The organism is Shewanella sp. SG41-3, assembly GCF_014164545.1.
GTDB classification, from domain to species: Bacteria; Pseudomonadota; Gammaproteobacteria; order Enterobacterales; family Shewanellaceae; genus Shewanella; species Shewanella vesiculosa.
This window is the reverse complement of record NZ_JACJFJ010000009.1, coordinates 20513-42784: the sequence shown is the minus strand read 5'-3', so window position 1 is coordinate 42784 and position 22272 is coordinate 20513. Positions and strand designations below refer to the sequence as shown.

Annotated in this window: 13 protein-coding genes; 8 read left to right on the top strand and 5 right to left on the bottom strand. The window is 39.9% G+C overall.

All coding sequences use genetic code 11. The annotated features are described in order from the left end of the window. Positions 1-239 precede the first annotated feature (239 nt). From H5164_RS16555 to H5164_RS16535, 5 genes are all read right to left on the bottom strand, one after another. Entirely contained in the window at positions 240-1124 is an 885-nt protein-coding gene (locus tag H5164_RS16555; RefSeq protein ID WP_182757124.1) for an MBL fold metallo-hydrolase, read from the bottom strand. Between the two features lie 278 nt (positions 1125-1402). Beyond that, positions 1403-4468 carry an efflux RND transporter permease subunit gene (locus tag H5164_RS16550; protein WP_182757123.1) on the bottom strand — a complete coding sequence of 1022 codons (3066 nt, stop codon included), beginning with the start codon at positions 4466-4468 and terminating at the stop codon, positions 1403-1405. Further along, positions 4465-7716 carry an efflux RND transporter permease subunit gene (locus H5164_RS16545; protein ID WP_182757122.1) on the bottom strand — a complete coding sequence of 1084 codons (3252 nt, stop codon included), beginning with the start codon at positions 7714-7716 and terminating at the stop codon, positions 4465-4467. Before H5164_RS16545 ends, H5164_RS16550 begins: the two co-directional genes overlap by 4 nt. A 12-nt stretch (positions 7717-7728) precedes the next feature. Next, positions 7729-8802 (bottom strand): efflux RND transporter periplasmic adaptor subunit, encoded by a 1074-nt coding sequence (locus H5164_RS16540; RefSeq protein ID WP_182757121.1) that lies wholly within the window; start codon positions 8800-8802, stop codon positions 7729-7731. An 833-nt stretch (positions 8803-9635) separates the two neighbouring features. Next, positions 9636-10127 (bottom strand): OmpA family protein, encoded by a 492-nt coding sequence (locus H5164_RS16535; RefSeq protein ID WP_182697086.1) that lies wholly within the window; start codon positions 10125-10127, stop codon positions 9636-9638. A gap of 320 nt (positions 10128-10447) precedes the next feature. On the opposite strand from H5164_RS16535, the gene H5164_RS16530 reads away from it, so the two are divergent. The 8 genes from H5164_RS16530 to H5164_RS16495 are packed head-to-tail and all read left to right on the top strand — an operon-like array spanning position 10448 to position 22036. Then, positions 10448-12436: a serine/threonine-protein kinase gene (locus tag H5164_RS16530; RefSeq protein ID WP_182743215.1), complete on the top strand. Its 1989-nt coding sequence runs from the start codon at positions 10448-10450 to the stop codon at positions 12434-12436. Between the two features lie 53 nt (positions 12437-12489). Further along, a complete protein-coding gene (gene tagH, locus H5164_RS16525) occupies positions 12490-13830 on the top strand; it encodes a type VI secretion system-associated FHA domain protein TagH (RefSeq protein WP_182757120.1) in 1341 nt (446 codons plus the stop codon). 18 nt (positions 13831-13848) lie between these two features. Continuing rightward, positions 13849-14319, top strand: coding sequence for a type VI secretion system lipoprotein TssJ (tssJ, locus tag H5164_RS16520; protein ID WP_124015780.1), 471 nt, complete (start codon positions 13849-13851; stop codon positions 14317-14319). A gap of 24 nt (positions 14320-14343) precedes the next feature. Next, complete coding sequence (tssK, locus tag H5164_RS16515; protein WP_124015781.1) at positions 14344-15672, top strand: type VI secretion system baseplate subunit TssK; 1329 nt, start codon at positions 14344-14346, stop codon at positions 15670-15672. Positions 15673-15697: 25 nt separating this feature from the next. Then, positions 15698-16987 carry a type VI secretion system protein TssL, long form gene (gene tssL / locus H5164_RS16510; RefSeq protein WP_182757119.1) on the top strand — a complete coding sequence of 430 codons (1290 nt, stop codon included), beginning with the start codon at positions 15698-15700 and terminating at the stop codon, positions 16985-16987. Between the two features lie 23 nt (positions 16988-17010). Beyond that, entirely contained in the window at positions 17011-20559 is a 3549-nt protein-coding gene (tssM, locus tag H5164_RS16505) for a type VI secretion system membrane subunit TssM (protein ID WP_182757118.1), read from the top strand. Continuing rightward, entirely contained in the window at positions 20541-21272 is a 732-nt protein-coding gene (gene tagF / locus H5164_RS16500) for a type VI secretion system-associated protein TagF (protein ID WP_124015784.1), read from the top strand. Before tssM ends, tagF begins: the two co-directional genes overlap by 19 nt. Continuing rightward, the gene (locus H5164_RS16495; RefSeq protein WP_182757117.1) at positions 21263-22036 is read left to right on the top strand and encodes a PP2C family serine/threonine-protein phosphatase; all 774 of its coding nucleotides are present in this window, start codon (positions 21263-21265) and stop codon (positions 22034-22036) included. The genes tagF and H5164_RS16495 overlap by 10 nt, the downstream gene beginning before the upstream one ends. The last annotated feature ends 236 nt before the right edge of the window (positions 22037-22272 follow it).

Genomic DNA, 22272 nt, shown 5'->3' with positions numbered 1-22272 from the left:
GTTATTTAATAACGTTAAAATAGTAACTCTGGGTATAATATGATTAAGCGTCCGTTGGACGCTTTTTTTATATTCATTAGGTAAGCACATCTAATAGTGGCTAATTTACTTTTAGGGCTTTACAGCATAAAAAAAGCTTGCCGATAAGGGCAAGCTCATTAACCTCTGGAGACCATCACATCAGGTTAATTATATGACGCGACAAGATTTACCTTGATAAACCGTCAACGATACTAAGGTTACCTTTGGGTGGATAAATCTTGATATAAAGTTTCAATCCATTTATCTGCAGTGATAAATTCCCAGCTCCAATCAGCGTATTTTTCTGGTACACCTTGTTTTTTGATGCTGGCTAAATCGTGCCCTAGTTCAATTTCACCGCGCATCCAATTAATGCTGTCATCAAGCATATGCTTAAATTTAAACAGTGCATTTTTATCGGCTAAATCGCCATGGCCTGGGATCACTTTGGTCTTGTTGTCTAAACGATCCAATATCAAGCTGACGTTTTCACGATAACCCGTCACCGATCCTCCGGCATCTAAATCAATGTATGGGAAACGATCTTTGAAATATAAATCACCCATATGAATAATATTAGCCTTTTGCCATATCACTACGCTGTCACCATCAGTGTGTCCGGGACCTAGGTGGATAATCTCTAAAGTGTCTTGGTTAAAATGAATGGATATATTGTCTCCATAAGTGATAACAGGCAGGGCTGAGGAGGCGATTTTATTTTGTGCTTGAAGACGCTTGAGAACATTATGATGAGCTAAGATTGTACCTTGTTCACCAAAGTGAGCATTGCCGCCAGTATGGTCTGCATGGTAATGAGTGTTGACTATGTACTTGGGAGCACCTGGTTGAATTTGATTCAGTGCCGCGGTAATTTTATCGGCTAAGGGGGCATATTGGTCGTCAATGATCAATATGCCATCACTGCCAGCAGAAACTCCAATGTTGCCTCCAGCACCAACAAACATGTAAGTATTATTATCGAGTTTTTTCGACTTAATGGTCACATCATTAAATTTATCATCAGCCATGGCAGCTGTTTGAGTGAGTGCTAGCAAAGCGAGTGCACTGAGTCCGATGATATGACGTTGAAATCTTAATTTCATTATTATTCCCCATTGCTGTCTTAACAATTGTTTTATTGTTACTAGTACTGCCTAGGTTAACAATTTGATCACATATACAGCAATGATAAATCATACAAAGGTCTAAAGTATCGGTTCGCTAGCTTACACTGGTTCAGAGCACTTAACGCTAAGTATTAAGTGCTCTGATGTCTTAGTCCGAGCAGCTATTTTGGCCAAATGGGTTTAATACCTAAAACTTATTGCGGCTTAATGCCCGATAGCATGCACTAATCGCTTTAGATTAAAGTACCTAGAAACTACTTGGTCCACGGGAGTATTTTTTGGGCAAATGTATTCGATACTCCTAATCTTATCGCGGCTTTATGGCGCATGAGATACAAGGCTTGGTAACATAATGGTACTAAATATAAGCTAGTTACCGTTGAAAAGGTTAACCCACCAATAATGGCAATTGCCATAGGGGAATAGGGGGGCCCACCGCCGCCAATCTGTGTGTCTCCCATTGCTAAGGGAACTAACCCCAGTACCGTGGTGGCCACTGTCATTAGTACCGGCCGAAGACGTGTAATACATACACTGATAATCGTGTGACTTAGTTTATCTAAATCAGGTGTCATTTGATTGATTTGATCAACCAATACAATACCGTTATTCACCACAATGCCCATCAAAATAAGAATTCCAATCATCGACATTACCGACATGGGGGTGCCGGTTAACCACAATGCCCAAAACACTCCCGTTATTGAGAACATAATTGAGGTGATAATAGCGGTAGGTAACAATAATGACTCAAACAAGGCTGCCATGACGATATAGATCATCGCAATCGCCAAAATCATATTGACGACCATAATTGACTGGTCTTCATCTTGGCGTTCAAACCCACCCCGCAGTGAGTAGCCGTATCCATAAGGGAAGTTGACCGAGTCCATGACTTGAGTAATTTTAGTTTGGGCTTCTTCAGTTGTCATATCCTCAAGGTTTGCGCCAATGGATAATGCTGTTTGGCGGTTAAAATGACGAATAGTATCAAATCTAGGAACTACAGTGGCTTCGGCTAAACTGTCAAGGGTGTAGACTCGGTCACCTTGGCGAATAATCGGTAGCTGTTTAAGTTTTTCAAGCGAGTTTTGCCAGCTTTTGTCATAGGCCAGTTCAATGCGGAGTTCGCCGCTAGGATCATGACGAAATGAACGTAACTGCGAGCCTCTTAACGCGATCGCAATATTTGAAGCAATATCACTTAAGGTTAAATCCAGTCTGGCTGCCATTTCGCGGTTTATCACCACAACCACTTCTTGCTGAGCGCCATTCACTTCGGAGCGCACATCAACCAAACCCTCAATATTGTCGAGTAATGGCATAACTTGCTCACTGATCCGGATGAGCTCTGTTGTCGAGCGTCCAGTTAAGGTCACACGGATACCGTTATTTTCATTGCCCCAGCCAAACTGAGGCGTGGCAATGGAAAACTTAGGGAAGCCTTCGCGGATCATTTTCTTTAGTTCGCCAATATCTATCGGGATGTCTTTTTGCAATAAAATGGTCGATTGCGCATCTTGCGGCGCGTAATAACTGTAAACCGCATCAATGTAAAACTTTTCTTTATTGCTATATAAGTAGGTTTCCATGCTGTTAATCATAGCTTCGGTAACCGCTAAATTATGCCGACCCTCTAATTGATAATTAATGTACAAACGGTCATTACCTTCCCCGTCACCCTGATCTTGTTTCACCATGCTTAACGGCAATGCGGTTGACACTAATATTGCTAAGGCAATTACTCCAGAACGTTTTGGCCGCGTTAAAATCCAAGTGAGACTACGCTCATAAAATCGTCCCAAACGGTTATTGTCTGAAGTGGTTTCGACATCAAAATGAAAGTGATTGAGCATCAATGGGATCAGGGTTTTAGCGACCAACAACGATGCTGCAAGCGAAATACAAATCGCCACAGCAACATGTTCTAAAAAGATGGTTAGCTGCACTTTAACGCCAAAAATATTCGGTAAAAACACGATGGCAGTGGTTAAGGTACCCGCCAAAACGGCTAAAGAAACTTTATCCACGCCATTTAACACGGCTTGTTGGTTCGCTTTTCTCTGACAAGTATCGTCAATGTGTGCGGCTTGTTTTTCTTGCAGCACGCTTTCGGTGACAACAACTGCATTATCAATCAGCATGCCGACGGCTAATAACAATCCCATCATAGATAAAATATTTAAGCTGTAGCCTAAAAAGTACATACCGGCCAATGTCATACATAGAGAAATCGGTACAGATGAAATAACCACTAAGGTCATTTTAAGGTTATGTAAAAATAGATACAGCACCCCAAATGATAATACTGCTCCCATCAAACCAGACAACAGTAAGTCTTTTAACGATGATTTAACCCCATAGGCTTGATCCTCCATAATGAATAGCTTGATGCCATTAAATTGCTGATCTTGCTTAACCAGCTCGATGACCTTGAGTACCCGATCAGATACTTCAACTAAATTGGCGCCTGACTCTTTAAATACATCAATTCCCACAGCATATTTTTGGTCTAAATGTCGGCCTTCAATTTTTTCTGGCAGGGCATAGCTCACCATAGCGATATCTTGCAGGCGAATACCCGGTACAATGACCAGATTATTAATGTCATCAAGACTGGTAAACTCACCTTTTGGCGAGACTTGGTACACTCTCGAGTCTTCTCTTAACGTACCGGCACTGATGACAAAGTTTTCTGCGAGTAAACGCGATCGTAAATCGAGACTGTTGAGGCTTGATGCCACTAATTTATCGGCATCAAGGCGGATTTCAATCTGCTTTTGTTCAACACCATAAAGAGTGACTTTCGACACGCCATCAACGCGTTCAAGTGGCTTGCGTAACTGTTTATCCAATAAATCAAAGGCATTTGATAGTTCGCGCTCGCTTGATATGCGGATAGTGAGCACTGGCATATCGGCAGTTGAGAACTGTTGGATCATCACCCGCTCGACATCTTTTGGAAGTAAATGTCGTACCGAGTCTATTTTCTCACGCGCTTCAAGGCTCTTAGTGGCAACGTCTTCACCCCATTTCATGTTGAGCTGTATAAAAGCCCCATCTTGAGTCGAGTCGGAGCGCACCTCTTCAATGCCGCTCATGGTGGCAAGTGACTCTTCCAGAACTTTAGTTATATCGCGTTCAACTTCTGCTGGGCTAGAGCCTTTATACGGGACTTGCACCACAATTTGTGGAATATCAATCCCTGGAAACATTTCTAATGGCAGCATTCTACTGGCCGCCATGCCAAATAACATGATGGCTAAGAAGAACATACAGGTGGTTACGGGGCGCTTTATGGCTAGCTGAGTGATATTCATGCTGGCGTCTCCGCAGTGTTCAGCTCGTCATCATTTTGGGTGTATTGTTTGCGGTCAAATAGCGCATATAAGGCAGGAATAACCAGCAATGTGAGCAAGGTAGACATGCTTAAACCAAAAATCACTGTAATCGCCATGGGCGCGCGGACCTCACTGCCATCGCCAATCCCTATTGCCATAGGCAATAAACCTAACGTTGTGGTTAACGTGGTCATCATGATAGGACGCAAGCGAGATTGCGCAGCTTGATTAATTGCCGTGAGCTTATCCATGCCTTCTTGACGCAGTTGATTGATGCGATCCACCAATACAATGGCATTATTGACCACAATCCCTGCCAGCATAATTAAACCAATAAACACCACTACACTTAAATGAGTACCGGTAATAAATAAACCAATAATGCTGCCTGCTACTGCCATGGGCACAGCAATCAAAATTAATAATGGGTGTAACAAGGATTCAAACTGGCTGGCCATCACTAAGTACACTAAAAAGATAGCCAAAACGAGGGCAATTTTTAATGAGTCAAATGATTGTTCCATTTCTTCATTTTGGCCACCAAATCTGGCTTGAATAGAGCTTGGGAATTGCTGTTGAGTCAATATTTGCTGTGCTTGAAGTACGGCTTCACTTAAATCGCCGTAGGCCAAATTCGATGACACGATAGCCACGCGTTGTTGGCTAATACGGTTAATCGCTGACGGACCAATTTGTAAGTCAATAGTAGCGATGGCACTTAACGGAATCGGCTGGGCGCTATTGGGATTAACTATTAATGATTCAATGTCGCTGATCTGATCGCGCTCATTTAATTCACTGCGCACCAAAATATCCACTTTACGATCACGCACGGTGAATTGGCTGGCAATAGTGCCACCGACACGTTGAGCAATACGGTTAGCGACAGTGGGTGCATCCATACCTAACGCAGCAAGGCGAGCATGATCAAAGCGAATGCTGATCTCTGGCTGCCCGTCACGTAGGGTGGTATTGATGTCACTAAAGCGGTCTGATTCAGACAAGGCTTTTACCAGCTGATCAGCACTTTGCTTAAGTTGCACTAAATCATAACCTGATAACTCAATTTCAAGCGGGGTTTTGAAACTGAATAATTCAGGATGCTCAATCTGCGCTTCGAGTTCGGGGATATTTCTAGCTGTATTGCGCAGTACCTGACTAACCGTAGTAAAGGCTAAAGGATCATTTAGTACCACTTGTAATCTGCCCCAGTTTTCACCGCCTCGAGCAGTATCAGATGTCATTAATCCGCCGCTGCCTGCTTGACTATAGGCATGCTTAACATCCTCACGGTCTTTAATCGATAAGGCTAATTGTTGTAATACCGCATCCGTTTCACTGACTTCTGTGCCAGGTGGTAATAAAATTTCGACATAAAACTCACCTTGATTCATTGGTGGAATCAGCTCAACACCGAGCTTAGGCAATAGACTAGTTGATGCCAGAGTTATCACTAGCGCAATGATAAGGGTGAAGACTTGGTGGCGCAGGACATGGTGAAGGACTCGGTAATAAAATGATTCTATTATGCGGTAGATGACATTAAATCCAGCGCAAATAGGTTTAAGTAATAGGCCAAAAACGCTACTTACAAAACGACTAATAACGATAATAGCGGTTAACAATCCAGCGGGTAAGTAGCTAAATAGTAGCTTAAAGGGAAAGCTCAACACGGCTAATAAGTAATAGCCAATTTTACCTTTACGGCTAGTCGGTTTTGGTTTTATCGCGACTTCCAGCGGTTGCGGCAGACTGGTAAAACCTTGGCGTGAAGCCAGCATAGGAATCGCTGTTAAGGCGACAAACAATGAGGCGAGCAGGGCAAAGGTGACAGTCAGTGCTTGGTCGGCAAATAAAGCGCCTGCGATACCATCAACAAACACTAAAGGCACAAATACTGCCAGAGTGGTCAGGGTTGAAGCAAAAATGGCCCCAGAGACTTCTTTACACCCCGTGACCGCAGCCTCAATTTTACTCATGCCTTGAGATTTATAACGGTCAATGTTTTCTAATACCACAATCGCATTGTCGACCAGTAAACCAATGGCTAATGCAATGCCACCTAACGACATAATATTTAAGCTAATATCAGCAAAATACATCATATTGAATGTCGCAATAACTGAAAAGGGAATTGAGATTGAGATGATAAGTGTGGCAATAATATCACGTAGAAACAGGTAGATAACTAACATCGCCAGTAAACTGCCAAATAACGCAGCTGAGGTCACTTCATTCACGGCACTTTCAATAAATTCAGATTGGTCGTAAATAATCTTTAACTGATTCTGCTCACTTGCTTGGTTAATTTTATCGAGTTCTGTGCGTATTTTTTGCGCTACCGCAACAGTATTGGCGTCACCTTCTTTGTAGATCGCCAATTCAATCGATTCTACTTCGCCGATGCGGGTAATGTCGCTGCGTTCTTTATAGGCATCACTGATATCAGCAACATCAGATAATCTGACTAAGGTTTGACCATCGCGATAAACAATGACTTGGCCTAATTCTTCAAGAGAGTTAAATTGATTTAAGGTTCTGACTAAGTATTCTTTATCACCTTGGATCACTTTACCTGCCGATAGGTTGATGTTCTCTTCATTAATTCGGCGCTTAATTTGGTCGGCATTCAGATTGAGTTGGCTTAATTTTTGTTGATTTAATTCAATATGAACTTCTTGTTCTAATCCTCCCGACAACCTTACTGCGGCAACCCCCGATAAGGCTTCTAAGCGGCGTTTTAATTCTTCATCTGCAAAGGTACGCATTTGCTTTAGTTGCTCAGCATCGGCATCAGGCAATGAAAAAGCTAAGCGCATGATGGGGTCAAGATTGGGGTTAAAACGCAATAATAATGGCTTATTAATGTCTAATGGCAGCTCGATAGTGTCGATTTTTTCGCGGACTTCAAGGCTCGCCATGTCCATATTTGTGCCCCATTCGAACTCGAGTACTACATCAGACATACCGGAGCGCGAAATTGAGCTGATTTTGCGTAATCCTTTAACCACGCCAACAGCTTCTTCAATCGGTTTTGAAACCAGCTGTTCAATTTCAACTGGCGCCGCGCCATCATAGGCCGTACGGATAGTGACACTGGGATAGCTTAAATCGGGTAATAATTTTACCGCAAGGCGAGAAAACCCAACCATACCAAAAAGCATCACAGCTAGCATGAACATCCACACAGTAACCGGGCGGTTAACAGACGTATTGATTATCGACATTATCCCGCTCCGTTATCGAATAGCAGCGAAGCTAAGTGGGGTAATTACTTCTACCAAGGCTTGGTCTTTAAGATTTTGCTGACCGCGGATGACGATTTGTTCGCCCGCTTCTACGCCTGATAAAATTTCTACTGTGTTATTTTCACGAAAGCCCAAACTCACTTCTCGTCGCTGGGCCTTAGCGTCTTTAATCACATACAAAGCTTGAGTGTTGTCTTGGTTGATTAAAGCGTTATAAGGTACTGTAAGTACATCTAAGTGGGTGTCGTATTTAAGCTCAACCCGTGTAAACATGCCTGCTTTTAATGTTGCATCTTCATTAGGTACGGCTAATGTCACTTTAAAGGTGCCGCTTTGCGCATCTACAACAGGGCTAATTCGCAGTACCTTAGCATCGATAATATTAGATGTTGTCCCTTGATGTTGTTGAATAATACTGGCTTGTTGCCCAATACGTAAGCTAGCAAGTTGCTGCTCTGGCAAATGCAATATACCGTAAAGCTGGTCCTGGTTTACCACATAAAACAGTTCTTGAAACTCTTTAGCCATATTGCCGGCTTTGACATAACGTTCGGCAATAACGCCATTAATGGGCGAGACAATTTGGCTTTCCTTAACTTGTAATTCGGCTAAGTCACGTTGCGCTTTCGCTGCCTGTAAATTGAATTCGAGTTTAGCCATTTGATCTTGGCTAATAAACTCTTTGTTATTCATTTTATTTAAACGATTTAGTTCTTGTTGAATAATTTGCACTTCGGCTTCAGAGCGATTGAAATCATAACGCTGACGTTTGGCATCAATTACCGCAAGTATTTGCCCCTTAGTCACTCTGTCGCCTTCTTCAACATTTATAGTTTCAATAATACCTGCAATACGGCTCATCACATGGGATTCCTGTGGTGCCTCCAGTGTTGCTGTCGTGCTGTAAAAAGAAGAAACATTGCCTGTGGCGACGAGTGCTGTTTCAACCGGAATAGCAAATTTTTGTTCTTCTTTTACTTGCTCTTCTTCGCCAGTGCAACCGCTAAGCGCTGCAATACAAAGTAAAGGGAATGCTATTTTTTTCACGTTGATGAACCTATCCATGTGGTACCTGCCAGTATTCTATATGTAGTTAAATGACGTGAGTCAGCTTATGTTATGCCTAAGTAAGTAAACGTCACGTGTTATTTGTTATCAATGTTAATTAACAACAGTTAAGCACTAAATATGCCACATTTTATTATCCATATATAACAGTAGCTTACATTTTGTATTTCGGTGAGGTTAGTCATATTGACAATGTTAAATTGGTGAAAATAATTAATTGTTGGTCTAATAGATTAATTGGGATTCATCTCTATTGAGTTCATCCGTATCTAACCGTAAGTAAGGGCTAGGTATTACTGATTAAAGGAATCGCGATTTTTCTTATTGGTATTGCTATAAACGGGATGGCTTAAATGATGAAATAAAGCTAAAAATTTTATGTGCTAAGTGTAAAAAGTTAAATGTGAATAATCAATAATCAATAAGCTTTTCAGTCGTAGCGTAAAATGGATAATTAATAGTGCAATCCAGAAAGAGTGGCGGTAATTAAAGATAATCAAAGTTAATGTGTCACAGCGTAAGCAAAATTAATTGTTAAAGTGCCACACGATAAAATATCCTTGATGATGTAGTATTGTTTCTTCTAGATTTTTATGAGGAAAATTATATTTATAAAGTTAACTAAGCTGAAGTAATAATATTTTTATAACTATAACTATAACTATAACTATAACTATGGCTGGGAATGATAATGGCTTTAAGATTGAATGGTTAAGGTGGCGGGTGACGTTAAAGGGCTGTAATAATTAACGTTCAGCTTAACAGTAAGCTGAACCTTAATTATGAGAATAATGTTAACTTAATATTATTTCAAATCACTCAAATAAAATTTAAGAAGATTTGTCAGTGATGATAAAGTCAACTCGACGAGTTTTTGAACGCTCAGAGCTGGTTAGTCTAACACCATTATCTTCAATAATTTTAGTGCTAGAAACTAACTGGTCGTATGACGCACCTAAAGAAACTAAGTACTCTACGATTCCATCAGCACGACGTTGTGCCAGTGCTTTATTGTACTTTATAGTACCTTTATCGTCGGTTAAACCTTGAATGTTAAGTTCTTTATCGACGTGGTTAGCTAAATAAGTAGCAACGCAAGACATGTGCGCATCAAGCTTACTGTATGACTTATCGCTATTCAGTTCGAAATACACAGGTCTAAATCCTACAATCATTTCATCATCTGTTTGTAAGGTATATTCAATACACTCTGGAGAAATTGAAAATGTTTTGATGGGTTCTGATACAGTAACGGGTGCTGATTGACAGCCCGTAAGTGCTAATAACACAACACCTGCTAATGAAAGATTGATCGGTCTCATATTTGGCTTAATCCTTTAAAACTGTGGTCCATTAAAAAGAAGACGTAAATTACCGATTATGTTTTATTGGGTCAATAGGAAAACGATATTTTTGATGATTTGATATTTATTTATCTTAATAAGACATACTTTTTAATGTGTTTTTATTTCAATACATACTAATGGGTAGTTAATTTAAACTGATTTATATAAAATTTATTTTGCTGGTTTTTAAATGTTGTTTTTTGAGTTTGCTTGCTGCAACATATTGTGGTTATTTTGATTCACTAGGACGTTAGTTTACATACTTTAGGATAATATCAAGGGATTAACCTGTACTTATGGATAAGAGTAAAACACCAAATAACTTAGCTGAAGACAAAACTGTCATAGCAGGATTAGACAATTCTGAAAATAATGCTAACAAAGTTAATTTGATTGGCAAATGTTTCAAAAATCGATATTTAATTGAATCAAAAATTGGTCATGGAGGTATGAGTGATATATACCGTGCCAAAGACCTGTACTTAGAGTCGTTGAATGTCAGTGAGCCATTTGTTGCAATAAAGGTATTATTGCCTCAGTTATCTGATATACCCGAAGCTCAACAAGTCCTGATTAAAGAGTCGGTGCAAACCCAAAAACTCTCTCATCCAAATATCATCCGAGTGTATGATGTTGATACTGATGATGGCTTTCACTTTATGGTCATGGAGTGGTTAGACGGTGAATCATTAGACCAAGTCATTAAACGTTCCAAACCGATGGGGATTAATTTCAAAGGATCAATGAAAATCATTGATCAGATAGCTTCAGCCTTATCGTATGCGCATCATCAAGGTATTGTTCATACAGATTTAAAACCATCGAATATTTTCCTGACTCGCCAAGGTAATATTAAAGTCTTCGATTTTGGTGTTGCAAAAAATTTGCAACAAAGAGAAGACCGCTACGCACTTGCTGAGGTAGATCAAGACTCATCATTAACAGGTTACACTCCAGCATATGCTAGCTTTGAACAGCTAACTGGCGAAGATGCTTGTGCGGAAGATGATATTTTTGCTTTTTCATGCATTAGCTATGAATTGCTTACAAGTAAACATCCCTATCAGCGTGTCGCAGCAAATGAAGTTGACGTTACCAAGAATAAATTGGTCAAGCCAAAGCATATCAGCATGTCTTTGTGGCCTACACTCAAAAAAGGCTTGGCACTCAAAAAGGCGCAACGAGCATCATCAATTGATCAGATAATCAGCACTTTACACCGTAAAACTTGGCCGATTTTAACTGCCATTGCAGCAGGTACTATTTTGGTTATTGGGGGATTTCAAATTCAACAATACTATCAAGTGCAATTAGATAACTTGAATAATAAAGTGGCGATAACAAATAAGGCAAAAAGTGAAGTTCAAGCATTTGAGTTTATCCCAGCTTCAGACTTATTAGCCCGAATTGACAGTATTCCTGAATCTAAAAGCATCATTAAAAATGGTCTATTAAAAACACATCAATCAGAAGTGTTGGATATCGTTGAACAACGTATTGCTTCCTTACCTAAAAGTGATAATGGCCTCTATCAGGATTATGTAAAAATAGCTGAAGTTATTAATGATATAGAGCGTTTTTATCCTGATTCAGTTCGTTTGCTGCAAATGAAAAATCAAGCTGAGCGAAGTAAACAATTGGTTGTTGATGCTCTGTCTGAACGTTTGAGTCTTTTATTATCTCAAGCTCGTTATAACGAGCAAGGGACCAATAATATTAAGGCTATCGTTGATGGACTAAGCTTTGTTGAGCCTAATTATGTATATCTCGCGAGTAATGAAGAATATACGCTCTATGCAAGCACCTTTGATAGTGCATTAAAAAAACACGATATTAATCAAATTAGCGAACTTATCACTACGGGTGAAAATGTGTTTGCAAACTATCCTGAAGCTAAGTCTTTAATTGCCTATGGTGCACAATTAAAAGTTGCCGTAAAAGCATTGAATGAATATCACAATGCGACGGCAAAAGGCAAAACTGTTGATTATCCGTATGACGCCGCTGAGGTTTATTATCGGGATACATTTGAGCAATTAACCGCAAGACTAGAAGCGATTGATGATCCCAAAGATCTACATGAATTTGATAAAGAAGTAAGAGATCTTGCCACAAATTTACCTGATGATTTTGATCCCCTACTGACGCTTGATAAACGTCTCGCGGCGTCATTTTTACGCCAGGCAAACGTGTATCTAGAAAAGCAATATCTGAAAACTGCCAGAGAGTTATTTGCTCGGGGTAATGAAATGTATGAACGTCTTAATGGTGTTCAACGTTTATAGCTCTGTAGTGATTGATCAATCGTTGTATGTTGATGAAGGAAGATGTAATAAAAATGGAATTATCGCTAGAGATTTTGAGCTATCACAGGTTATCTCCTGAGCAAATTATAACAAAAACAGTTATTAATACTTTGACGCTAGGTCGCTCAGATACGTGTGATTGGCATTTACCCGATCCTGAAAAGGTGGTTTCTGGTACTCATGCTCGGATCACTAAGCGCAGTGACGGTTTTTACATTGAAGACTTATCAACTAATGGTTTATACGTTAATCGTGCCGTTGAAGCCTTGGGCAGCAATCGTGAACATAAAATTGAGGTCGATGATTTATTCACTTTTGGTGATTATGAAATCAGTGCTAAATTGCAGAGTTTACCTACCTCTGAACACACTCATCAGCAACCCAGTGTACAACATGCTCCTGTTGCAACGACCTTGGATGATCATCATGCGTTACCGACTTCATCCTCATCAATTCTTGATACTGGGTTTGAGTCTGATTTAGCTGGATTTGACTCTGCAATGTTGCTCAAGCAATCTCGACAACAATCAGCAGGTCTATCGCAAATGAACGCTGATTTACAAGACCACTTTCAACCACCTTTATCCATCCCTGAAGAATGGGATAAGGATATTTTTGGCCAACATTCTCAAGCACGTCCTAGCTCTACTGTTGCGCCAGAACCTAAAGTTGAAGTTGCTCAAGCACCCGTGATACCTGTTGTCGAAACTAAAATGGCAAAAGCAGACGTTAAAAAAGATGCTCCTGTGATACCTGAATCAAAGCCCTCGATAAACACTCAAATTACTTCAGCATCAGTGTTAAGTAAGGCTTTTTTTCAAGGTATGGGAGTAAATCAACAAGACTATGAAAAGGTGCTAAGCGAAGAATTGATGTTTGAATTGGGTAAGAGCATGCAATCTATGTTAACCGGACTCATGGATTCTTTACGCCAACGTTCAAAGCTTAAAACTGAGTTTCGAATTAATCAAACTACTTTTCAGCAACAGGAAAATAACCCATTAAAATTCTCAGCCAATATTGATGATGTTTTCCAAAATTTATTTTTAAGAAAAAGTGCCAGCTTTTTATCATCACAACAAGCTATTTCCGAGGCATTTAATGATGGCCGAAAACATGATGCTGCATTAACGGCTGGGACGTTAGGCGCTATCAGAGGGTTATTAAATCAATTAGATCCTGAGTCAATTGAATCTAAAACACAAAGCCAATCTCTGGCAGACATGTTAGTACCAGGGCAGAAACAAATGCGTCATTGGAAGCTATATAAAAGCTTACACTCAGATTTAAAACACGAATTTATGCAAGACAGTGCTGCAGCATTATCAGATGATTTTGTTAAAGCATACGACAATAAAATCAAAACGTTATAATTTACTAAGGGCTATTAAATGACATTAAAGTTAGGTCTATACCGAATCATATTAGTAAGCTTTTTATTACTTAACTCTGGTTGTAAAACAATTAATGCAGTTGTTCCTCCATCAACAGACGTTACGTTTAATGCCAGTGCTGACATTAATCCAGACATTAATAATCGACCATCACCTGTGGTGGTTAAAATATTTGAACTATCTTCACGGACTATCTTTGACACGCAAGATTTTTTTACCCTTGATGAGTCTGCTGAAAGCGTTCTTGGTCCCGATCTTATCCGTAAAGATGAGTTGGAATTACAACCATCAGAAACCCGTGAATATGCGATGACATTGGGACAAAACACACGGTTTGTTGGGGTGATAGTCGCCTATAGAGATATCGATTCCTCTCGTTGGCGATCGGTCGTCGCCGTCGATCCTACTGGCTATGATGATGTCACTATCAACATAGAAAAAATAGCAGTGTACAACTCTGAAAAGTAATCGTTGTGAATAAATAGGGAAATTATGAGCGATTTTAGCCCAATAGCATGGACAGAGGGCATGTTTCTTCGTCCACAACATATGCAGCAGCAAGAGCGTTTTTTGCAGCATCAGCAAGCACGTATGGCCAAAAATAATAATCCACTGGCCTGGGGGATTGTAAGCTACGAAGTCAATTATGGCTTGCTTCCGTTAGGGCAGTTTGGTTTAGACCGTATTGATTGCGTATTTCCGGATAATACTCTGGTTTGCTTACCAGAGCAGAGCCCATTGCCGACATCTATTACAATCCCAGCAGGAACAATTGATCAATTGGTCTATCTCGTGCTGCCTGTTGCCAAAAGTAATGGTGTCAATATTTCATCTTCTGAGCAGAATCAAATTACCCGTTACATCTATGAGGATCATAACATTGTTGATACCAGTGTTGGCTCAGATGCAATGGAAGTGCTACAAGTGGCAAAATTGGACTGCCGTTTCAAGTTACAGAGTGAAGATCGTTCTGGATATGTGTCTATTGCCATCGCTCGTGTTATTGACGTATCAGAGGAAGGCGTAATTCGGTTAGATAAAAAGTTTATTCCTGCATGCACAGGCATCGAACACATTAAAACCTTGATGAATATGACCACTGAAGTTACGGGCATGATTAATCAGCGTGCCGAAGCGATTGCGGCTCGGTTAAGTCAATCTCAAGGGACTTCAAGTTCGATTGCCGATTTTTTAATGTTGCAGCTTTTGAACAAATATCAGCCTATTTTTGAACATTACGCAATCGTTAATCATATCCATCCGGAATTGTTATACCGCACATTAATTAGTTTCTCAGGTGAACTGTCAACATTTAGCAGTCCTAATAAGCGTCCGCCTAAATTCCCGACTTATCAGCATGATAATTTGACCTATGTTTTTAGCAATACAATGGTCATTGTCAATCATGGCTTAAGCAGTGTATTAGAACAAAGTGCTACGGAACTCATTCTTGAGAAGACCAAATTTGGGGTATATTTCTCGACTATTGCAGACAAGAGCATGCTTGATAATGCTGAGTTCATTCTTGCTGTTAAAGCCAATGTGCCGCATGACGAGCTACGTCAGCGTTTGCCTTCACAAATCAAAATAGGCTCGGTTGAAACAATCCGTGAACTGGTTAATAACCAATTAGCAGGCATTGGCATTTCAAATTTACCCGTTGCGCCAAGACAAGTGCCATATCACGCTGGTTATCACTATTTCCAATTAGATAAAAATAATAGCCATTGGATAAAGCTCAAATCGAGTGGCGGTGTTGCTATGCATATTTCTGGTGCATATCCAGAGTTACAACTTGAACTTTGGGCTGTGAGTATTTAAACGCCAAAACATTAAGGATAATTTTGTGAACGATAAAACCATCGTTAAACCTCGTCCAGGGAAAGGGGCGGGTATGGCGGGCAACAAAACAAAAGTCGATGATGATAGTCAAAAAACTCTGATCCAAGAACAGCGTAATGATAATCGGGATAATCGCTCGCAACTTAGTCTATCGCAAAATCCGTTAGTTGATTTTGCAGGCACGCTATTATCGATCTGCACTCAATTACGAAACAGTACCCAGCATGATGACGTGAACACATTACGGGTACATTGCGTTGAGTTGATCAAGCATTATGAACAGCAGCTTCGTAATGCAAACTTAGCATCTGATGACATTCAATCTGCCCGATATTGCCTGTGTTGTTTTATCGACGAAGTTGTACTCAATACGCCCTGGGGAGAGCAAAGCTATTGGGCATCTGACAGCTTACTGTCGACTTTTCATCATGAAACCTTAGGCGGTGAGTATTTCTATACTTTACTTGATGCATCGCTGCGTCATCCTGCAGAAAAATGTAATTTGCTTGAACTAATGTATTTATGTTTAACCCTAGGTTTTATCGGCAAAATGAGAGTTGAACCTCAAGGCGATCAAAAACTTGAAGCATTACGGGAAAAAACCTACTTAGCGATTCAATCCTGCAAAGGCGATTTCCACCGTGAATTATCTCCGGGGTGGCGACAGAATATTGTGCCAAATTTAACCTTTCAACAGCCATTTCCTTTATGGGTGATTGGGGCATTATTTGGCGTGGTCATATTATTTATTTACATGGGCTTTAGTTATAGCATTAACCATTATTCATCAGTCGCTTACAAAGAATTAACCTCAATAGTTCCATGGGAAAAAACCGTCGAAGCGCAGCAACAAATAAGCCGTGATGAAGCCTTATTGCTGCAACAACTGTTACAAACCGAAATAGGCAAAAATCTACTCGAAGTAGAGCAATTAAGTGACCGAGTGAGGATCCGCATTGGTGCTACTGAATTATTTGCGTCAGGTAGCACCCAACCTCGTTCAGATTTTGAAGCCATTCTCGCTAAAATTGCCCGCACACTTGAGAGTACTGATGGCAAAATATTGATCACGGGTCATACCGATGATGAACCAATTTTTACCTCTAAATATCCATCAAATTGGCATCTTTCGCTGGCTAGAGCCACATCAATTGCAAATGTTCTCGCTAACAACGCATCGTTAAGTGGTCGTCTATGGCCTGAGGGGCGAGGGGAGTCTGAGCCTCGTGTTGTTAACGATAGCGAACAAAATCGCGCGTTAAACCGTCGAATCGAAATCGACTTATTGTTTTAATGTGACATAAAGGAATAACATAAATGTCTTTGAAATCAATTGGCAAGGGAATTGTCGATACACTTAAATCTAAATGGACTATTACCATTATAGGTTTTCTGTGCTTAGCGTTACTCATTTGGTTTGGTGGCCCATTGGTGGCAATCGCCGGCTATGAGCCATTAGCCACCGCAGCTTCGCGGATTATTCTATTACTTGTTATTGTTATCATCTTTGGGGCAATCCATTTTTCTCGGCAGTTGAAGAGCAAAAAGCAAAGCGAGAAAATGGTTGATAGCTTAATTAATGGTGAAGACGATAATAGCGCGTCGGGAGATGATTCTGCGAAAGGTGAAATCACTGTTTTACAGAATAAAATGACCCAAGCGTTAGATATTCTCAAAAATACCAAGCTCACTAAAAATAAAAGTATTTACGAATTACCCTGGTATATCATGATTGGTCCACCAGGAAGCGGAAAAACGACTGCAATTCAGCATTCTGGTTTGGAATACCCATTAAAAGAAAAAATGGGTGTAGACATGATTGAAGGTGTCGGCGGCACAAGACACTGTGATTGGTGGTTTACTAATAAAGCAGTATTAATAGATACGGCCGGTCGTTATACCACTCAAGATAGTCATGTAAAACAAGACTCTCGTGCATGGCAAGGATTTCTGGGATTATTAAAAAAATACCGTCCAGTTCGCCCCATTAATGGTGTCATCATCAGCATGGGCATGTCTGACTTATTAAACCAAACTAAGACAGAAAGAAACTTACATGCTCGCGCAATCAAACAGCGATTACAAGAGCTGCAAAATCAGCTTGGTATGACTTTTCCTGTGTACGTATTGTTTTCTAAATCTGATTTAGTTGCAGGTTTTAATGAATTTTTTGACGATTTAACTAAAGAAGATTGTGAGCAAATTTGGGGTATTACCTTCCCACTCAATGCAGATACTGAAGACACTGATATCGTCAGTTCATTTAATAAGGAATTTCACGATTTATTACTTAATTTAAATGCACGACTCAATAGCCGTTTGAAAAATGAGCGAGATCTAGAGCGCCGTGCTGCAATTTATGAATTTCCTAAACAGCTGAGATTATTACAAAGTTCTGCTGATGATTTTTTGAAAGAAATTTTTGCTCCCAATGCCTATGAAGAAGCCCCATTATTGCGTGGTGTTTATCTCACCAGTGCGACTCAAGAAGGCACACCAATAGACCATCTTTCTAGTCATTTATCCAGTGGGATCAAAAGTAAAACAAAAACATTTGCAGCCAATAAACAACGAAGCTACTTTATAAAACGACTGTTAGAAGACGTTATTTTTCCTGAGAAAAACTTAGCATCAACCAATCGTAAACATACCAACCATAACCGATTGTTACGAAAAGTCTCAGTGGGCGTAGCTGCTGGCGTCACCTTGCTTGCAAGTTATTTTTGGTGGCAAAGTTATGATTGGAATCGCAAGTTGATTGATGATACTTATCAAGGTGTTAGTGCCTATAAAACCATTACAAATGGTGGGTTAAATGCTAAGTCAGATGTGATTACATTAACCAAAGGCTTAACCTTAATTCGAGATCTACCAGTGGGGTTTGGAACCGATAAGGCCGAGGACGCACAAACCTTTGGTTTGTACCAAGGCGATAAGCTCAAGCAGCCTGCTACAGCCGCTTACCATCGCGCACTAGAAACGCATTTGATGCCTTTCTTACAAACCGTGCTAAGTGATGAAATGGATGCAAATGGCGATCATCTTAATTATCTATATGAAACATTAAAAACATACTTAATGCTCTATTTCCCTGAGCATTTTGATAAGAGCGATGTTCAAGTGTGGTTTTCCGCTTACATTGATAGAAATCTTGTTGGTGATGTTAATCGTGATGTGCGGGTACAACTCAACCAGCATATTGATACCTTGCTTTCTTTGGGGATTCGAGGTCATCAGTATGACAGTTCGACTGTTGATAGTGCTCGAGTTAATTTAACCATGTTGCCACTGGTTGAACGAGCTTATCAGCGTTTGAAAAGTGATTTTGCAAATAGCAGTATTCCAGACTTTAAGCTGGTCGATATGTTGAGTTTAGACAGTTTAGATGGGCTGATGTTCATCAGTGGCCGTCAATTCAATCAGGGTATCCCAGGGCTTTATACCTTCAATGGTTTTCATGGCATTTTTAATATAGAAAAGAATAAAATAGTTAAGAATCTAACTGCCGACAGCTGGGTTTATGGAGACGATTTAGTTGATTTAGATGAGCAAGCTAAAGCGCTGATAACCCAAGAGTTAGAAAAGAGATATATTCGTGATTATATTTTTTATTGGGAAGATTTCTTAAATGATATCGCGATTAAACCCTATTCTACCCGCGAAGAAGCTGAACTCGTTACGGCAGCGCTTGCCAGTCCTGATCAACCGATAAAGACCATTATTGCCGCAGTACAGAAAAATGTGAATTTAACCAAACTGCCGGCAGAGTCGAATAATTTAAAGGCTGCAGCTGAAGTGGCAGATAATCTGTCGGATATCGCCTTTCGTTCTAAAAAAGCACGCTTAAATCGCCTGTTACCAGACACTGATATTACATCAGAGGAGGATTTACCTGGCCAAGATGTTGAATATGCTTTTGCTGAGCTACTTAAAATTAATCTTGCAGACATTGATAAGATTCAAACCACCTTACGAGCACTTAATCGAAATTACACTAAGTTATCATTGCAAGCTGATGGGCAAGGTAATGTAATCAATCAAGCCACAGAAGAAAGCTTTGCTCAATTAGGCATGGCTTTATCTGAGCAATTGATTGATTTACCAAGTCCAATCAATAATTTACTTAGTGATGTTGCATCCCGTACACGCTCATTTGCCAAATCAAATCAAAGTCAGCGATTTAACGGTATTTGGCGGTCGCAAGTATTGGCTGAATTTAACCGAGCCATTGCTGGACGATACCCATTTGATCGTAAATCTAAAGAAGATGTCAGGTTAAAAGATTTTAGTAAGTTTTTTGGTTACGGCGGTACTTTAGATAAATTTTGGGATCAGTACTTAGCCGCTCATGTGGATACCAGCAAAAAACCTTGGCGTTTTAAGCGTAATATTGGCATTCGTAATGACATCTTGGAAATGTACCAGCGCGCTGAAACCATTAAAGAGGCATTTTTCGAGCCAGGCTCTAGGCAGCCTATTGTCAATTTTTCATTGGAACCTGAATTATTAGATCAGAATGTGAGTATGTTCTTATTTGAATTAGACAGCCAGCAGCTTAAATACCGTCACGGTCCGACTCGCAAAGAGTTATTTGTTTGGCCTGGTCCTGGGGCAAATAACGAAACTCGAATTGCATTTTCACCGCCTAATGGTGGTCGCTCAATCAACAAGAAGTATGAAGGTGAATGGTCATTCTTTAAGTTATTGGATGAGTTAAGTAAAAAGCGTCCACAAACTAAAAAAGATGGCAAATTACTTATTGACCTTAAAGGTTACAGTGCTGTACTTAAATTGACAGCAAACAGTGTTAACAATCCATTTTGGATGGCAAATATGGAGACGTTTAGATGTCCTGCGAACCTTTAACATCAGTAGGTTACTGTGGAAAAGTCCCGTCAAAAGGTGACTTTATTCAGCAGAACTTGAATGTTGATTTTCTAAAAAATTGGAATGACTGGTTACAAGCTGTTATTGCGGTGAGTAAAGAACAAACTGAACATAATTGGTTGGACTATTACCTCACAAGCCCTATATGGCACTTTTCGTTATCTGCAGGTGTTTGCTGTGATCAAGCGGTTGTAGGCACAGTGATTCCTAGTATCGATCATGTTGGGCGCCACTATCCATTTACGCTAGCCGGATTGCACAACCAATCTGCTTTAAGAGGATGGCAAGAAAATCAGTGGGTTGATGTTTTTGAAAAACATATATTGCAAGTTCTTGAAGATGAAACTGTTCTAGAGCATTGGCTCGAAACTATCACTAAAGAGCCTCTTTCTGTTGCTGCTAATAACGACAGATTTGTCGAAAATGAATCTCTAGACCGAAACAAGAAAGCATGGGTATTTCAGGGGGATAACTCACCTGATGTACTGTTATTACTGGATCAGCAATACCGAAAGCGCTTTGATTGTTACAGTATATGGTGGACTGAAGGATCTGATGAAGTAGGGCCATGCACTATCATCACAGAAGGCTTACCGCAAATAAGTCAATTTATCTCTATGTTAAATGGTCAATGGGGACAACGTGGTTGGAATACTGCGGAGCTTATTAAGGATCAAACTTCATGCACTTAAGTCACGCATTAACTCATAGAGGAACCGTTAGAGAAATTAACGAAGATGCTTACCTTGAGTTACCACATTTAGGTGTCTGGGTTGTTGCTGATGGAATGGGTGGACATGCCGCCGGAGATGTCGCCAGTCAGTTAGTTATCGACGGCATCCAGCAGGCTGTTGAGCACCTTGAAGCAGAAACAATTACTTTAGAGGTGTTAAAAAAATCACTGATTGATAGTAATCGTAGATTACAGCAAATGAGTGAACATGATTTTGATGGCAAGGTAGCTGGCACCACTGTCGTTGTGCTGTGGCTATATCAAGATAAATATCATTTGCTATGGGTTGGCGATAGTCGGATTTATTTGATGCGTGATCAGCAAATGAAGCAAATGACTAAAGATCATAGCCAAGTGAATGACATGATTGATGAAGGGCTTCTTTCTCCTGAAGAGGCGGAGACACACCCTTTAGCTAATGTGATCACGCGAGCGGTAGGTGTTGATACTCTATTGGACATAGACTACCGAACCGATAAGGTAAAAGATGGTGATGTTTTTTTACTCTGTAGTGATGGTTTAAACAAAGAACTAAATGATATTGAGATTGAAAGAACAATAAAATCTGGAAATATTATTGATTCAGGATTAGCACTACTTCACGCTTCATTGGTCAGAAATGCAAGAGATAATGTTACGTGTATTTTAGTCAAGAACTCACATAAGAACATTAATATTATCGATGATAGTGATAAAACCATACCCATATTTAGTCACATTTAATCAGTTGTCATTATAATAGAGAATATAAACGGGTTGTAACGTTAATATTTATTATAAGTATTATTGTTTTTTGTATGGACAACATTACTTATGATGTAATTCTTTTGGGTGTAATTATTTCGAGTGTAATTACATAGGGTGTATTTTGTTTTCTTTATTATCCATTGTAATTAGGTGTGGGCAATATATTTTATTTTAGTTCTATTAAAGACTATTAAGTATTGTTTTTGAAGTTC

What these genes read in the sequence shown, in the direction of transcription:
- tssK (WP_124015781.1), top strand. Translation starts at nt 14,344, where the DNA reads ATGAGCGATTTTAGCCCAATAGCATGGACAGAGGGCATGTTTCTTCGT.
- H5164_RS16495 (WP_182757117.1), top strand. Translation starts at nt 21,263, where the DNA reads ATGCACTTAAGTCACGCATTAACTCATAGAGGAACCGTTAGAGAAATT.
- H5164_RS16550 (WP_182757123.1), bottom strand. Translation starts at nt 4,468, where the DNA reads ATGAATATCACTCAGCTAGCCATAAAGCGCCCCGTAACCACCTGTATG.
- H5164_RS16540 (WP_182757121.1), bottom strand. Translation starts at nt 8,802, where the DNA reads ATGGATAGGTTCATCAACGTGAAAAAAATAGCATTCCCTTTACTTTGT.
- H5164_RS16545 (WP_182757122.1), bottom strand. Translation starts at nt 7,716, where the DNA reads ATGTCGATAATCAATACGTCTGTTAACCGCCCGGTTACTGTGTGGATG.
- tssJ (WP_124015780.1), top strand. Translation starts at nt 13,849, where the DNA reads ATGACATTAAAGTTAGGTCTATACCGAATCATATTAGTAAGCTTTTTA.
- tagH (WP_182757120.1), top strand. Translation starts at nt 12,490, where the DNA reads ATGGAATTATCGCTAGAGATTTTGAGCTATCACAGGTTATCTCCTGAG.
- tagF (WP_124015784.1), top strand. Translation starts at nt 20,541, where the DNA reads ATGTCCTGCGAACCTTTAACATCAGTAGGTTACTGTGGAAAAGTCCCG.
- tssM (WP_182757118.1), top strand. Translation starts at nt 17,011, where the DNA reads ATGTCTTTGAAATCAATTGGCAAGGGAATTGTCGATACACTTAAATCT.
- H5164_RS16535 (WP_182697086.1), bottom strand. Translation starts at nt 10,127, where the DNA reads ATGAGACCGATCAATCTTTCATTAGCAGGTGTTGTGTTATTAGCACTT.
- H5164_RS16530 (WP_182743215.1), top strand. Translation starts at nt 10,448, where the DNA reads ATGGATAAGAGTAAAACACCAAATAACTTAGCTGAAGACAAAACTGTC.
- H5164_RS16555 (WP_182757124.1), bottom strand. Translation starts at nt 1,124, where the DNA reads ATGAAATTAAGATTTCAACGTCATATCATCGGACTCAGTGCACTCGCT.